Annotated in this window: 15 protein-coding genes; 4 read left to right on the forward strand and 11 right to left on the reverse strand. The window is 43.6% G+C overall.

The window, feature by feature from the left end:
- Window positions 1–10: 10 nt before the first annotated feature.
- From POW22_RS08970 to POW22_RS08995, 6 genes are all read right to left on the reverse strand, one after another.
- On the reverse strand, window positions 11–502 hold the full coding sequence (locus POW22_RS08970; RefSeq protein ID WP_272832320.1) for a GTP cyclohydrolase II: 492 nt from the start codon (window positions 500–502) through the stop codon (window positions 11–13).
- Entirely contained in the window at window positions 502–1,053 is a 552-nt protein-coding gene (locus POW22_RS08975; protein WP_272832321.1) for a cysteine hydrolase family protein, read from the reverse strand. Before POW22_RS08975 ends, POW22_RS08970 begins: the two co-directional genes overlap by 1 nt.
- Window positions 1,050–1,913 carry an ATP-binding cassette domain-containing protein gene (locus POW22_RS08980; protein WP_272832322.1) on the reverse strand — a complete coding sequence of 288 codons (864 nt, stop codon included), beginning with the start codon at window positions 1,911–1,913 and terminating at the stop codon, window positions 1,050–1,052. The genes POW22_RS08975 and POW22_RS08980 overlap by 4 nt, the downstream gene beginning before the upstream one ends.
- A complete protein-coding gene (gene modB, locus POW22_RS08985; RefSeq protein ID WP_272832323.1) occupies window positions 1,910–2,599 on the reverse strand; it encodes a molybdate ABC transporter permease subunit in 690 nt (229 codons plus the stop codon). Before modB ends, POW22_RS08980 begins: the two co-directional genes overlap by 4 nt.
- Window positions 2,600–2,609: 10 nt before the next feature.
- Entirely contained in the window at window positions 2,610–3,278 is a 669-nt protein-coding gene (gene modA, locus POW22_RS08990; RefSeq protein WP_272832324.1) for a molybdate ABC transporter substrate-binding protein, read from the reverse strand.
- A 67-nt stretch (window positions 3,279–3,345) separates the two neighbouring features.
- Window positions 3,346–3,894 (reverse strand): pyridoxamine 5'-phosphate oxidase family protein, encoded by a 549-nt coding sequence (locus POW22_RS08995; protein WP_272832325.1) that lies wholly within the window; start codon window positions 3,892–3,894, stop codon window positions 3,346–3,348.
- Between the two features lie 388 nt (window positions 3,895–4,282).
- Here POW22_RS08995 and POW22_RS09000 point away from each other — a divergent pair, with 388 nt between their 5' ends.
- A complete protein-coding gene (locus POW22_RS09000; RefSeq protein ID WP_272832326.1) occupies window positions 4,283–4,861 on the forward strand; it encodes a fasciclin domain-containing protein in 579 nt (192 codons plus the stop codon).
- Window positions 4,862–4,922: 61 nt separating this feature from the next.
- On the opposite strand, the gene POW22_RS09005 is transcribed toward POW22_RS09000, so the two are convergent.
- The 5 genes from POW22_RS09005 to rlmH all read right to left on the reverse strand — a co-directional run bounded on the left by POW22_RS09005 (window position 4,923) and on the right by rlmH (window position 10,033).
- A complete protein-coding gene (locus tag POW22_RS09005) occupies window positions 4,923–6,059 on the reverse strand; it encodes a serine hydrolase (RefSeq protein WP_272832327.1) in 1,137 nt (378 codons plus the stop codon).
- 37 nt (window positions 6,060–6,096) lie between these two features.
- Window positions 6,097–6,861 (reverse strand): carboxypeptidase-like regulatory domain-containing protein, encoded by a 765-nt coding sequence (locus POW22_RS09010; protein ID WP_272832328.1) that lies wholly within the window; start codon window positions 6,859–6,861, stop codon window positions 6,097–6,099.
- Between the two features lie 83 nt (window positions 6,862–6,944).
- Window positions 6,945–8,714: a DEAD/DEAH box helicase gene (locus tag POW22_RS09015; protein WP_272832329.1), complete on the reverse strand. Its 1,770-nt coding sequence runs from the start codon at window positions 8,712–8,714 to the stop codon at window positions 6,945–6,947.
- 264 nt (window positions 8,715–8,978) lie between these two features.
- Window positions 8,979–9,560: an RdgB/HAM1 family non-canonical purine NTP pyrophosphatase gene (rdgB, locus tag POW22_RS09020; protein ID WP_272832330.1), complete on the reverse strand. Its 582-nt coding sequence runs from the start codon at window positions 9,558–9,560 to the stop codon at window positions 8,979–8,981.
- Window positions 9,560–10,033 (reverse strand): 23S rRNA (pseudouridine(1915)-N(3))-methyltransferase RlmH, encoded by a 474-nt coding sequence (gene rlmH / locus POW22_RS09025; protein ID WP_272832331.1) that lies wholly within the window; start codon window positions 10,031–10,033, stop codon window positions 9,560–9,562. The genes rdgB and rlmH overlap by 1 nt, the downstream gene beginning before the upstream one ends.
- 128 nt (window positions 10,034–10,161) lie before the next feature.
- Between rlmH and POW22_RS09030 the strand changes: the two genes are divergently transcribed.
- The 3 genes from POW22_RS09030 to POW22_RS09040 all read left to right on the forward strand — a co-directional run bounded on the left by POW22_RS09030 (window position 10,162) and on the right by POW22_RS09040 (window position 14,101).
- Entirely contained in the window at window positions 10,162–12,273 is a 2,112-nt protein-coding gene (locus POW22_RS09030; RefSeq protein WP_272832332.1) for a glycoside hydrolase family 9 protein, read from the forward strand.
- Between the two features lie 62 nt (window positions 12,274–12,335).
- Entirely contained in the window at window positions 12,336–13,193 is an 858-nt protein-coding gene (nadC, locus tag POW22_RS09035) for a carboxylating nicotinate-nucleotide diphosphorylase (protein WP_272832333.1), read from the forward strand.
- Complete coding sequence (locus tag POW22_RS09040; protein ID WP_272832334.1) at window positions 13,190–14,101, forward strand: YihY/virulence factor BrkB family protein; 912 nt, start codon at window positions 13,190–13,192, stop codon at window positions 14,099–14,101. Before nadC ends, POW22_RS09040 begins: the two co-directional genes overlap by 4 nt.
- Window positions 14,102–14,107 lie beyond the last annotated feature (6 nt).

The raw sequence follows: 14,107 nt of genomic DNA on the forward strand, positions 1-14,107 counted from the left end.
GAGTGCGATTTTACACGAGCAATAGGCCTTCTTCTAATAAGGCTGCTCTTTTATGTTTGTTCTCACTGTCTAAGGCCACAGATTGCATTTTAAAATGCAAGAGCGCCTTGGCTGCTGGTTTAAAGTCTCGAGCTTCTTCTTGATAACCCGCCGCTACATATGCAGCGCCTTGTTTCATGCCCTTTGCCTTAAAGGCCTTACTTTTCATTAGGGCCAGGTGACCATTGCCTTTGCCTTCTTGATCCAAGAGCACCACAATGCCTTTTCCTGCCTCAGCGATCTGAGCCATAGCGCTATCCATCTGCTCTTGACAATCGCATTCTAGGGAGTTGAAATAGTGTCCGTAGATACAACTGGAATGCAAACGGCAGTAAACCTGCTCCGCATCATTAAGGTCTCCCATATGCAGGGTGATGACCTCCTTTTGCCCATCGTAAAAGAGCGTTTCTGTAAAGGTTCCGTATTTGGTCTTTAAGCTTGCGGTCGCTAAGAGTTGCATCATTACGCTAAAGTGCTTTTAAATTGGTCTAGGGTCTGTATTTGGGCAAATTCTCCATCTAAACTAGCAAGGGCAGTTTCATGCAACAGTTGTGCGTCATAGTGTTTGCCGTTGCGATCGGTCTTGTCAAAAGTCGCTGTGGCATCCTCAATAAGAGTAACCTCAAAGCCTAAATTTGCTGCCATGCGAACACTGGTTGAGACGCAGTGATCTGTGGTGAGCCCTGCCATAACTACTTGTTTTTGGGCATTGGCATTCAAGACTTCTTCTAAAGGCGTTCCTATAAAAGCACTGTTGACCGTTTTGGTGTATACCGGTTCTGATCCGATAGGTTTAACGACTTCTTGAATGGCGTTACCTTTAAAATCAGGGCGTAGGGGTGACTCCGAATTTGTGGAACAATGCTGAATATGATAGACAGGCCAATCTCTTTCGCGAAATAACGCTAGAAGTTCCCCAGCCTTAGTTTCTGCGTCTGGGTTGTTTCTGTTTCCGCCCCAATAGGCAATATCATCAAATCCTTGTTGTATGTCAATTAAGAGTAGTGTTCTCATAGTTTATTGAGTGCGTTTATTTGCGCGTTAGAGGTTTTTAGGCGGATGTTGATCCAGCTGCCAATAGTTGGTTGGTGAGATGCCTCCCAAGTCAAACGATAGGTTCGCCCTTGGTGCATTACGGTTATGGATTCTGTGTCGTGATCAATGATCTGCGCCATCACAGTGATCTCGTCAGATGCGCTTTCTAAACCGAAGACTTCAGCCGGAGTTCCAGATCGAAGCAACTTACCATCTTCAATAACAAAGGCATTTTGTGCCAATTGCATAACCTCTGCATGATCATGACTCACCAAGATCACCGTAAAGCCATAGTCTTGGTGCAAGCGACTTAGGTGTTGCTGTAATTTTATTTTAGCCGATTGATCTAAGGCAGAGAAGGGTTCGTCTAAGAGCAAAAGTTCTGGCTTTTGTGCTAAAGCGCGAGCCAGAGCTGCGCGTTTAGCCTGTCCTCCGGAGAGCATGTCTGGTTTGTGATTAACGAGTTTCTCCAACCCCATACTGGAGATGAGGTTTTCTAAATAAGCCTTATCTGGATCTGCTCCAGCTGCATACTTAATATTCTCAAGCACGCTCATATTGGGGAACAAGGCCGCGTCTTGAAAGACATAGGCTATTTTGCGCTTGCCAGGAGCGAGATTGATCTTTTTTTGTGAATCGAACCAAATGTCTCCGTGACTTTGGATACTTCCTGTATCAGGCTTTAGCAATCCACTGATCATCTTTAGGGTTGAGGTTTTCCCAGCACCCGAGGGACCAAATAGTGCATTAAAGCTACCCGCAGCTATTTGCAAGCTGAGGTCTAAGGTTATTTTACCTCCTTGAGAATTAAGGCTTTTTTGAAGTGTAATATCGATCATCTCAACACTCCTTTCCAATGTTTACTGCCGCGCGTATAAACCCAAAGCAAAATGATAAAGGCAACAGCGAAAAGGATTAACGATAACAAATGGGCTTGCCCAAAGTTTAAGCGTTCTACCTCGTCATAAATGGCAATTGACGCTACACGAGTCTCTCCTGGAATAGATCCACCGATCATTAAAACTACCCCAAACTCGCCTAAAGTATGCGCAAAACTCAACACAATACCACTGAGCAGTGCCGGTTTCATATTAGGTAAAAGCACACGGGTCAAAATGGAGAATCGGTTTCTGCCCATCAATTGAGCAGATTCTTTATAAGCAGAGGGCAGTCCGCGCAGGCCCGATTGTATAGGATGGACCATAAATGGAATTCCGTAGATCACAGAGGCAATCACTAAGCCTGTAAAGCTGAACACCAAACGAAGATTAAAAGTCTGCTCTAACCAGGCTCCTAAAGCATTGTTGGGACTAAAGGCTAATAGCAGATAAAACCCAATTACCGTTGGCGGAAGTACTAAAGGCATGCTTACCAAAACCGCCAAAAGGGGTTTTAGGCGTGATTTTGAATAGGCCAACCAATAGCCCAGCGGTATACCCACAAGCAGTAATACGAGGGTAGTGACCAAAGCCAATTTAAAGGTTAGAAAAAGTGGATCCCAATTCACGCTACTCAAAGATAGCATTAATTCAATTCTAGGGCAGATCGTAACCGTGTTGTTTAATACGCTTTTGGACGGCCTCACTGAGCAAGAAGTCTACAAATTCTTTCGTGTAGGGGTGCAACTTTCCCCGTTTAATGATCACAACTCCTTGAATTATGGGCTTGTAATGCACTTTGTTGATATCCAGCACAAAAACCTCTGCTTCCTGTTGGGCCTGCAAGGCGCTGGATTTTGCCGTAATTGCTGCTTCGGCCGCGCCAGAAACTACATAGGTAGCAGCTTGCACAGCGTTTTCAGCATAAACCAAATTGGGTTTTACGGTTTCCCAAAGCTCTTGATATTCCAAAAGCTCTTTCGCCGCACGGCCGTAAGGAGCGAGTTCTGGATTGGGAATAGCCAAGGATTTTAAACCATCCATGGTCATTCCTGACTTTAAAAAGTCGTCTTGAGATAGCACCACCAAAATACCTTTGGCGTAAGGGATAGGAGCCGCAGTGGTCCAATCGGTGTCGTATAAATGCCGTGGATAGGACATATCCGCCGCCATAAAGATATCTATAGGAGCACCATTACTGATCTGATTGGTGAGTTTGCCTGATGAACCCGTTATGATATCGATCTCCACATCACGCGATGCAGAAAACTCATCAGCTAAGCTCTGGGCTAAAGCTTCTGCATTGGCAGCAACAGCAATGCGCAACTTCTTTGTGGGCGATTGGTTGCAAGCAGTTAAAACCAGGCTAATCGTAATTATTACTATCCAGAATCTACTCTTCTGCAAAGATGGCTGTTTCAAATCCGTCTATACTTTTTTGGTTCTTCTTTTCCCAATAATCCCACAACTCCTCATCGGTTTTGGCTTGAGCCCACTCGGCCAAACGAGTTCTATGCGCTTTGAAGTCCATATAGGGAACTCCGTAACCGCAAGAAGTTTGAACGGTCTTTATATGAAGCTTGATGAGTTGTCTGGCTCCTTTAGTCTCAGGAAACAATTTAATATACTCTTGAAACTCATCATCTCTGGGATGGTAAATTTCACAACTACCATAAAGGCGCAGTATAAGCGGTGGATCTTCAAAGGCATTGAACATGATTGTCATCCGGTTGCTTTTGAGCAAATGAGCAGCTGTTTCATTGCCACTGCCTGTTAGATTCATCCACAACACGGATTTATCGTCCAAAACGCGCATGCTGTCCATACCTTTAGGCGATAGATTGATACGGCCTTCTGCAGCAGCTGTCGCTACAAAGAATATGGGTTGGGCTTCTATAAAATTCTTGTGAACCTCGCGGAGTTCTTCAAATTGTGCAGCCATAATGACTCTATTATAAGGAGAGACTAAAGATACCGCTTCTGCCTAGAGTAGCGCAAATGCATCGGCCTAAAAGTTTATTAATCCGCGCTAAAGAACCAAATCCTTAAGACAGTACAGGTTAGAGGGCTTTACCTCATGAAAATCAGGGTATTTTAAAATTGTTTAACAATTTGTAAAAAAATTTAAACAAAATATTAATACTTTTACATTGTGAAGGGAGTAATTTAGCAACAGTTAAATCAAACTAAGAAAACAGACTTGTTGAGAAAGAAGCTAAAAAACTGAGTCGACCTTGAGATCCGGACTGGTCAAAAATCAGATAAAGCGAATTCAAAAACCGTTAATTTTTATGTTGGTTTATAAACAAAAACTACAAAAATTAAGACTCATGAAAAAGATTGCCACGTTTGTACTTGCTGGAATGTTTGTTTCGGCTTGTGCGCAAAACACACAAAACAACACTGCTGAGGTTGCTTCTGCAGAAGTAGAAAATGTAACCGAAGCTAAAACTGTAGACACGCCTCCAACAATTGTAGGTGTAGCTGCAGGAAACGACGCATTTAGTACCCTAGTTGCGGCTGTAAAAGCAGCTGGATTGGTAGAGACCCTAAGCGGGAAAGGACCATTCACGGTATTCGCTCCAACCAATGACGCATTCGGAAAATTACCAGCGGGAACCGTTGAAGGATTATTGAAGCCAGAAGCTAAAGGAACACTAACAGCGGTATTGACCTATCACGTAGTAGCTGGAAAGTTTGAAGCAGCGGCAGTGGTAGACGCAATTAAGAAGAACAATGGAAAGTTCGAGGTTAAAACTGTACAAGGTGGAACCATTACTTTAACTCTGGAAGGAGGAAACGTAATGTTGACCGACGCTACAGGAGCTAAGTCTACGGTAATCATCCCAGACGTAGCGGCAAGCAATGGAGTGATCCACGCCATTGACTCTGTTGTGATGCCTCAATAGTTTTAGGTGGTCAAAAAATAAAATTGCTATGAATTAAGGCTGTTCGCATGAGCAGCCTTTTTTATTGTTTTGATTTTAATAGTTGCTGATGGATCTGTCTGCCTAAAGCCGCTAGAAAAGGAATGCCTGTTTCGTCGTATTGATAGTTATTGTCATTGTAAATGCCGTTCTCATTGACATGAACGGTCGCAGTCAAAATAAAGGCAACCTCATTGGTGTGGTCTAAAATGTAAGCGCAGTCGGTCAAATAGCCATAAGCGTAGCCTACCTTGTTCAAGATGCTGATGTCCTCAGGCATGTCTGCCTCACTGTCTCCAAACATAAAGAACTTCACATAACTGTCGTAATACTCAGGTTTTGCGTAACCCGCTTCATGCGGCAAAAGTTGCATGCTTTCCATCAAGAACTGATGCAACTCCGCAGAGAGATTAAATTGCTCATCGGTAGAAAAATACTCAGGAAAGATCACGCGTTTCATGGTTCCGTGCATACTGCTGATGGGGTAGTAGTTCTTTAAAGCGAAAGACATGGGGTCATTCACCAAAGTGTCGTTTTTATAATAACCCACTCCTTTGTTGATCTTTTGAAGATTCAAAGGCTGAAGAGGTTGCATTTGATAGCCTTCTCCCTCAAAAAGTTCGTCCTCGCCACTTCCTTGAAAGATAAGTCCTTTGGTGATTGAAGCTGCCGCATTGGGAGTGGATAAACGATGGGCTAGGCGGAAGTTGTTTAGCCCGACTTCATGCATACGATCGTTAACAAAATCATTACCCAGATATTCATAAAGTCGGTTGTAAGCTTCATTACTGCTGACTGCAAATATGTCTCTAATATCTTTGCGTGAACTAGACGAGATGCTATCGCCATTAACTGTTATGGTCGCGTCCAGATTTATAAATCCATTGTCATCCAATTGCTCCAGGGTAATCACTGCCATTGGGAACTTCACTGTACTGGCCGGATAGAAATAGACCGAATCATTCACTTGAAATTCGTATTCCTTAAAGGCAAGGCTAGGCGCAGAATAGTCAACTACACTAAGGGCTATTTGCACCTCATGTGCTTCTGGATTATTCATGACCTTTTTTATGGCAGGATCATCAGCAGATAGTGCTGCCTGTAAAGGATCAACAGCTTCTTTTTGACATGAAAATAAGGTGAATAGGCTGAAAGTAATGAGCGCTACACGCAGGAACATAGGCATTGAATTTGCCTAAAGATAATGATTTGGTGAATTACTCTCTGTTGAGGACTTTGTACTCCTCATAGCACTCAGAGATGGCATCGAGGATCTGCAGATCATTGGCAGTTCTAATGAACTGATCGGAGTAATTGCAGTTGTTTAGAATCATGTCTAGATCGTTGCGTTCTAACTGCAAAACGGCCATCAGGGTTTCTCTATCAAATTTACTCTGCAATAAGTTCCGAATATTATCGTCGGCCTTCATTTGACGCAGCTTACGCATTTGTTTGGGCCTTTTACCAAAGACGTTATAGAGGAAATCTGCAGGATTGAATATGGCACTGAGCACTTTTCCTACGGCTCCAGGTTGTTGTGAACCTCCTTCATAACCTCGGTCTAGACCAGCAATGGCATAACGATAATCGTCATATACAGGAATGATCTTAGCATCAATTTCTAAATAGCCCGTGAGTTCAACTGGCCTGATCACCACTTCTTCCAAAGCGATTCCAAGTTCTGTCATCTTTACTTTGATCTCCCCAAATTTCAAAAGGTCATTGGTCACACGGACGCGAATGGATTTGAATCCGAGGTAAGAAAAATAAAGGGTGTCGTTAACTTTTGCTGGAATTTCGAAGCTTCCGTCTCGTTCAGAAACTGTACCGATCACCTGATTGAGGTTCACGATATTCACGTTTTCCAAAACCTTATCATCGGCATCGTTTTGAACAATACCTTGCACCGTCTGTGTCTGCTCTTCTTGGGCCGTGGCCGAAAAGCAGAGAAGGGCAACAATAAGGAACCAGAAAGGCTTCATAGCAAGATTCTTAGTTTCAAAAATACATATTAAGTGCGCAATTTGCGTACCACTACTACATATTTACAAAAAATTTAAGACTCTTAACGGCGTCTGCGCTTGCCACCTGTGCCTTTCGGCTTGTTTCCAGATCTGTTTTTACGTCCGCGTTTATTGCTAAAGTCATCATTGAATTTACCGCCTCGGCGTTTATCAGACTTACGTGTTCTTGGCTGTTTTCCTTTGGAGCCTGAATCTTTGAAACGCTTGCCGCCACCTTTACGGCGTTTCTCTGTGGTGGCCTCAACTACGATTCGTCTGCCGTCTAAAGTAAAGTCTTCAAAAGTTTCCAAAACGCGCTTTACATGCGGTTCTTCAACATTGAAGAAGGAGAAACTTCCTTTCACATCCACTTTGAAAAGCCCATCGTCTTTGATCTGTAAAATGTCTTTTAAGAAGTCTTTGAGGGTCATCCAACTAAAGTCATCTTTCGCCCCAACATTAATGAAGAAACGCGTGCTGTTTCCACCTGCAGATACATTGCCTACTTCAGGCACATTGAGTTCCTTGGCGTTTTTATAGTAGTTGAAGAACCTGCTGAATTCCACGCTAAAGATCTTCTTGATCAAGGTTTCTTGATCAAAGGCACCCAAGGATTCCATAATGGCAGGAACGTAAGGTTCAATCTCCGCATTGACATCGGTTTGCTCGATCTTCTCTGCTAAATGCAAGAGTTGGATCTCACAGATCTCCATACCCGTTGGCAGTGATTTAGCCTTGAATTCCTTTTGGATGATCTTTTCAATGGCCTTGATCTTACGAATCTCACTTTTAGAAACTAAAACCATGGAGATCCCAGATTTTCCTGCACGCCCGGTACGACCGCTTCTGTGGGTGTAGGTTTCAATCTCATCCGGCAATTGGTAGTTGATCACGTGTGTAATATCGTCGACATCAATTCCACGCGCAGCAACATCAGTGGCCACAAGCATCTGAATTTGATTGGTACGGAACGATTTCATCACCAAGTCACGCTGATTCTGGCTCAGATCTCCGTGAAGTGCGGCAGCGTTGTATCCGTCCTCAATGAGCATTTCAGCAACCTTTTGGGTATCGCGTTTGGTACGGCAAAAGACCACCGAGAAGATGTTTGGATTGGCATCTGCCAAGCGCTTCAAGGCCAAATAGCGATCTCTGGCGCTGATCAAGTAGTATTCGTGGTCCACGCGTTGGGCGCCACTGTTTTTGTTTCCTACTGTGATCTCTTGAGGATCATGCATGAATTTTTTGGCAATAGCAGCCACTTCTTTAGGCATGGTCGCACTAAATAGCCAGGTGCTCTTGTCGTTTGGCGTGTGCGAAAGGATCTCTTTGATGTCCTCATAGAACCCCATGTTCAGCATTTCATCGGCCTCATCCAAAACGCAGTACTCTACGTTTTTAATGACAGCAACACCGCGACCGATAAGATCTTTCATACGACCGGGAGTCGCTACAATGATCTGGGCACCGTTCTTTAAGTCTTTAGCTTGTCCTTGTACACTCGCACCGCCGTATACGGCTACGATGTGTAAACCTTTTACGTGCTGTGAATAGGAGCGTAGTTCGTGAGTGATCTGCAAACAGAGCTCACGCGTAGGAGCAATAATAAGTCCTTGCGTATTTCTACTTTTTACGTTGATCTTCTGGATCAAAGGAAAACCAAAGGCAGCAGTTTTTCCCGTTCCGGTTTGCGCTAGGGCAACCAAGTCGGTCTCTGATTCTAATAATAAAGGGATGGCTTTGGCCTGAACTTCTGTAGGTTTTTCAAAACCCATGTCGGCCGTGGCCTGCAATAAAGGCGCAGACAGTCCTAATGCTTCAAATGCACTCATAGTTACTTGTATTTGCGTGTTGGTCGAAGCACGCGACAAGTAAACCCATTTAGCTTCGTGCAACACATTTCCTCAACCCGAGGACTTTTCTGGCGCGAAAGTACGCTAAGTTTTTTGTTTCCAAGCTTTTTTGAAGAAATAAAAAAGTTAGCGGACTAACGAAGTGGTTCTTGAAGCCCAACCAAATTTTATACTTTGAATTGTAAGTTTTAAAATTTGGTTGCCTTTGAAAAAAGTACGCTAAGTTTTTTGTTTCCAGCTTGTTTATTGGGAATTCTTTAAAAAAGCCACCAATTGGGCTACTGCTTTTCCTCTGTGGCTGATGGCACTTTTCTCTGCCATAGTCATTTGTGCAAAAGAGCGGTCAAAGCCGTTGGGCTTAAAGATGGGATCGTAGCCAAAACCGTCCGTGCCTTGGCGCTCTGAAAGGATCTCACCAGGGCAGAAGCCCTCAAAATAAACAGCTTCATTACCTTGCAATAGCGCAATTACACAAACAAAACGTGCGGAACGATCGCTCTGGTTTTCTAAGGCTGCTAAGAGTTTGTCCATATTATCATCAGACGTACAACCAACACCCGCATAGCGTGCCGTATAGACTCCAGGAGCCCCGTCTAAGGCCGTTACTTCCAAACCGCTGTCATCAGCAAAGCAAGGCAAACCGTAGTGTTTTTGAACGTGCTGTGCCTTGAGAAGTGCATTGCCTTTAAAGGTGGTTTCGGTTTCGGGAATCTCTTCATGACAGCCAATGTCATCCAAGCTCAAAAGCTTAATGCTGGGAGGTACCATGGCTTGCAGTTCCTTGAGTTTTCCTGCGTTGTGAGTAGCAAAAACAAATTCGGTCATTATTGATGGTGATAGGGTTCATTGTTTAAAATACTGAAGCCGCGGTAGAGCTGTTCGGCAAAAAATAGTCTAACCATTTGGTGGGAAAAGGTCATTTTGGAGAGCGACAACTTGCTGTTGGCTCTCGAGTAAAGTGCTTGGTCAAAACCATAAGGCCCACCAATAATAAAAACTAAATTCTTAATGCCAGAGTTCATGCGTTGTTGCAGAAACTGGGAAAAATCAACCGAGTTGTATTGTTTTCCATTCTCATCTAACAAGACCACAAAATCACTGGTATTGAGCTGCGCAAGGATCAGATCGGCTTCTAGTTTCTTTTGCTGATCAAAGGAGAGTTTTGCGCGTTTTTTTAGATCGGGGATGATCTTGAGCTCAAATCTCACATATCGAGACACCCGTTTGGTGTAAATTTCTGTGAGTTGCTCAATTTCTTTACTGTCGGTCTTGCCAACGGCTAAAAGTGTGATCTGCATCTCACAAAGGTAAGAATCCCTAAATGAATGATGGTTCAACCTCAAATCTTTACAACTATACAGATTTTCAAGTAGTTGAAGCTTGTATTTATAAATTTCACGCTTAACTTGAAAAGAAAAATTCGCCCATGAAAATCCTACAACTCCCATTTCTAATCATTTTTATTGTTAGCCACAGTTTTGCCCAATCTGTAAGTTCGTTTATACACGTAGATCAATTTGGTTATCCCACCAATGCCCAAAAGATCGCGGTGATCTCAGATCCTGTCAGCGGTTACAATGCAGGGGAGGCCTACACTCCTGGAACAACACTTCAAGTGCGTAAATCAGCAACGGACGCTGTGGTTTATGAAGCCAGTCCTGCAGTTTGGAATGGAGGAGCAGTCCACGATCAATCTGGAGATCGCGGGTGGTGGTTTGACTTTAGTTCTGTGACTGCACCAGGAACCTATTATCTCTATGACCCAACAACAGGAGCGCGCAGTGATGATTTCAAAATTGACGATGCCGTGTATAACGATTTGTTGAAAACCACAGGACGCATGTTCTTTTACAACCGTTGCAATTTTGAAAAGGAGGAGACCTATGCCGGAGATTGGGCAGATGGGATGAACTTTGAAAACCCACTTCAGGATTACAATGCACGTTATATCTATGATCAATCCAACGCCAGTTTAGAAAAAGACTTGAGCGGCGGATGGTTTGATGCAGGCGATTACAATAAATACACCACCTTTACTTTGACCACCTTACACAATATGTTGTGGGCTTATCGGGAGAATCCACAAGCTTTTTCTGATGATTGGAACATTCCAGAATCAGGAAATGGACTGCCTGACCTCTTGGACGAGATCAAATGGGAATTGGATTGGCTCTTGAAGATGAACAATCCTGATGGGACTACACATATTAAGATGGGCAGCCGTAATTATAGCGAGAATGTGAGTTCGCCACCCAGCGCGAACACAGATCCTCGTTTTTACGGTCCGATCTGTAGCTCGGCAAGCATAACGGTAGCTTCTGTTTTTGCGCATGCCAGTTCAGTCTATGCTGGAGAGCCGGGCTACGGATCTTATGCCGATCTGCTCTTAGAGCGCGCTGTTAGTGCTTTTGATTATGCTAAAGTTATGGTAGACGCCAATGCCTTGGAGACTGAATGTGATGATGGTAGCATCGTTGCTGGAGATGCGGATCGAGGAGTAGAGGAGCAATTGAGCGATTTTATGAGCGCAGCTATTTACCTCTTTGAAGCCACAGGGGACAGCAGTTATAACGATTATATCATTGCCAACATCAATACCGTAGAACCTGTGGCTACGACCTTTTGGGGGCCATATGCGATTCACCTTAACGATGCTTTATTGCGCTATACCCAGCTGCCTGGCAATGATGCGACTACCTCCGCAGCAATCACAGATGCCTTTACTTTAGACGTCACCAATAACTTCAACGGTTATTACGGTTTTTCTGATGCTGATCTTTATTTGGCCAACATTCCAAGCTGGAGCTATCACTGGGGTAGTAACAATCCCAAAGCCAATTATGGCAGCTTGAATCAATTAGTCATTAAGTACGACATTGATCCATCCAACAATGAAAATTTTAACGCATACATAGAATCCGCTATTAATTATTTCCACGGAGTGAATCCGCAGAATGTGGTCTACCTCTCTAATGTGGGGAGCCTGGGAGCAGCCAAATCAGTTAACGAGATCTACCACGCTTGGTTCGCTCCCGGTACTCCATATGACAATGCACAAACTTCAGAATTTGGCCCGGCACCTGGTTTTCTCACCGGAGGGCCCAATCAAAACTTTTCTGTGACTACACTTTCACCGCCCTTTGGACAGCCCGCCCAGAAGAGCTTTTTAGACTTTAATGAAGGCGCCAACAGAGCATGGGAGATCACAGAGCCGGCCATCTATTATCAAGCGGCTTATCTGCGTTTATTGGCAAATAGGGTGGATGCTGATCTGGTTTTAAGTGTTGAGGATCCCGTTCAAACCACTTTGACCTTAGAACTGGTCCCGAATCCGGCTCAGGACTGGCTGACCATTGCAGGGACCGATCAGCCATACAACTTAAAAGCCTATAATATGCTGGGACAAAAGGTTGATAACTTGATCTATGAGCAACAAGGTCGCTGGTTTGTCGGTAATTTGGCTCCAGGTATTTATCTGTTACAAATAAAGGACTCCAATTCTGGAACAACAGTGGTAAAGCGCTTGGTGAAGCAATAAAAGCAAGAGCGTCGCTTTAAGAATGCAGGTGTTTTAGTAATTTAGCCAAAACACTTCATTAGATGATCTCCAAAAAAGACTTTGACAAAGAAATTGATCTGATAATCGCCAATGCCATTCGTGAAGATGTAGGGGATGGCGATCACAGTTCCTTGGCTTGTATTCCTTATGATGCCACGGGAAAGGCGCGTTTATTGGTTAAAGACGAAGGGATCCTTGCCGGCGTTGAATTTGCCAAAAAGGTCTTTGAATTTGTAGACCCAGGTCTAGAGATCGACGTTCGTATCACGGACGGAACACCTGTAAAATACGGCGATGAGGCCTTTTATGTCATTGGGAACTCTCAGTCTATTTTAAAGGCAGAACGCTTGGTACTTAACGCCATGCAGCGCATGAGCGCTATTGCCACCAAGACCAATGAGTATGTAAAACTCTTAGAAGGTACAGGGACCAAGATCCTCGATACTCGGAAAACTACACCTGGAATCCGCGCTTTAGAAAAATGGGCGGTTAAGATAGGAGGCGGAGAGAACCACCGTTTTGCGCTTTACGATATGATCATGCTCAAGGACAATCACATCGACTTTTGTGGCGGAATCGCTAAAGCCATTGAAGTGACCAAGCAGTATTTGAAAGAAAATCGTTTGGATCTCAAGATCATTGTGGAAGCGCGTTCTTTGGATGAGATTGCGCAAATTCTAGAGCACGAGGGTGTTTATCGAATCTTAATCGATAACTTTAACTATGAAGATACCCGAAAGGCTGTAGCTGTAATTGGCGATAAGTGCCTCACGGAATCGTCGGGCGGAATCACACTAGAAACGGTTAGAGCCTATGCAGAATGTGGCGTTGATTATATCAGTAGTGGCGCTTTGACCCATTCGGTTCACAATTTAGACCTGAGTTTAAAAGCTATATGAACATAGAAGAGCGCTTGCAAAACACACCGGTAGTTAGCGGGGCTATACGCCTTTGTGATAAGATTTTACTGCCTGGTTTTGAAGGCTTGTCCTTGTATGATTTATTTAAGACCTACGCTATTGGTATTGTCAAAGGAACCTTTTCCAGCAGGGCCGGAGCCATTTCCTTTAGTTTTTTTATGGCGATCTTTCCCTTCCTACTTTTTGTACTGAATTTAATTCCTTACGTGCCTATTGAGAATTTCCAAGATCGTTTTCTGGATTTTATTGGCGATTTGATGCCGTCGCAGACCTTTGATTTCTTTTTTCCTGTTATTGAGGATATCGCTGCCAACCCCCGTGGGGGATTATTGTCCTTTGTTTTTATACTGACCTTACTGGTAATGGCCAACGGGGTAAACTCCATATTTAGCGGGTTTGAGTACTCCTTTCATGTGAATATTAACCGCAATTTTTTCAGGCAGTATTGGGTGGCCTTGCTCGTTTCTATCTTTTTGGCATTGTTGTTGCTTTTTACGGTAGTGGTAGCGGTGTACAGTGAATATTTGATCAGTATGCTTAAGCAAGAGGACTACATTAGCGATGAAGTAGTTTGGATAACCGCGGTGCGCTATTTTGTCTTTGTGCTCTTGGTCTATATGGTTGTCGCTGTGTTGTACTATTTTGGTGTAAAGGACGGACGTCAGTCCAGATTCTTTTCCATTGGAGCACTGGTAACGACGCTTTTATTCATGTTAACTACCTACCTCTTTGGAGTTTATATTGATAATTTCTCCAATTACAACGAGCTTTATGGTTCCATTGGAGCCCTTTTAATAATGATGCTGTATATTTGGTTAAATTCTAACTTACTATTACTGGGCTTTGAACTCAATGCGAGTTTGCGAGCTTTGAAAAACAAACACTAATAATTA

Source organism: Gilvibacter sediminis, from assembly GCF_028561565.1.
Lineage (GTDB): Bacteria > Bacteroidota > Bacteroidia > Flavobacteriales > Flavobacteriaceae > Gilvibacter > Gilvibacter sediminis.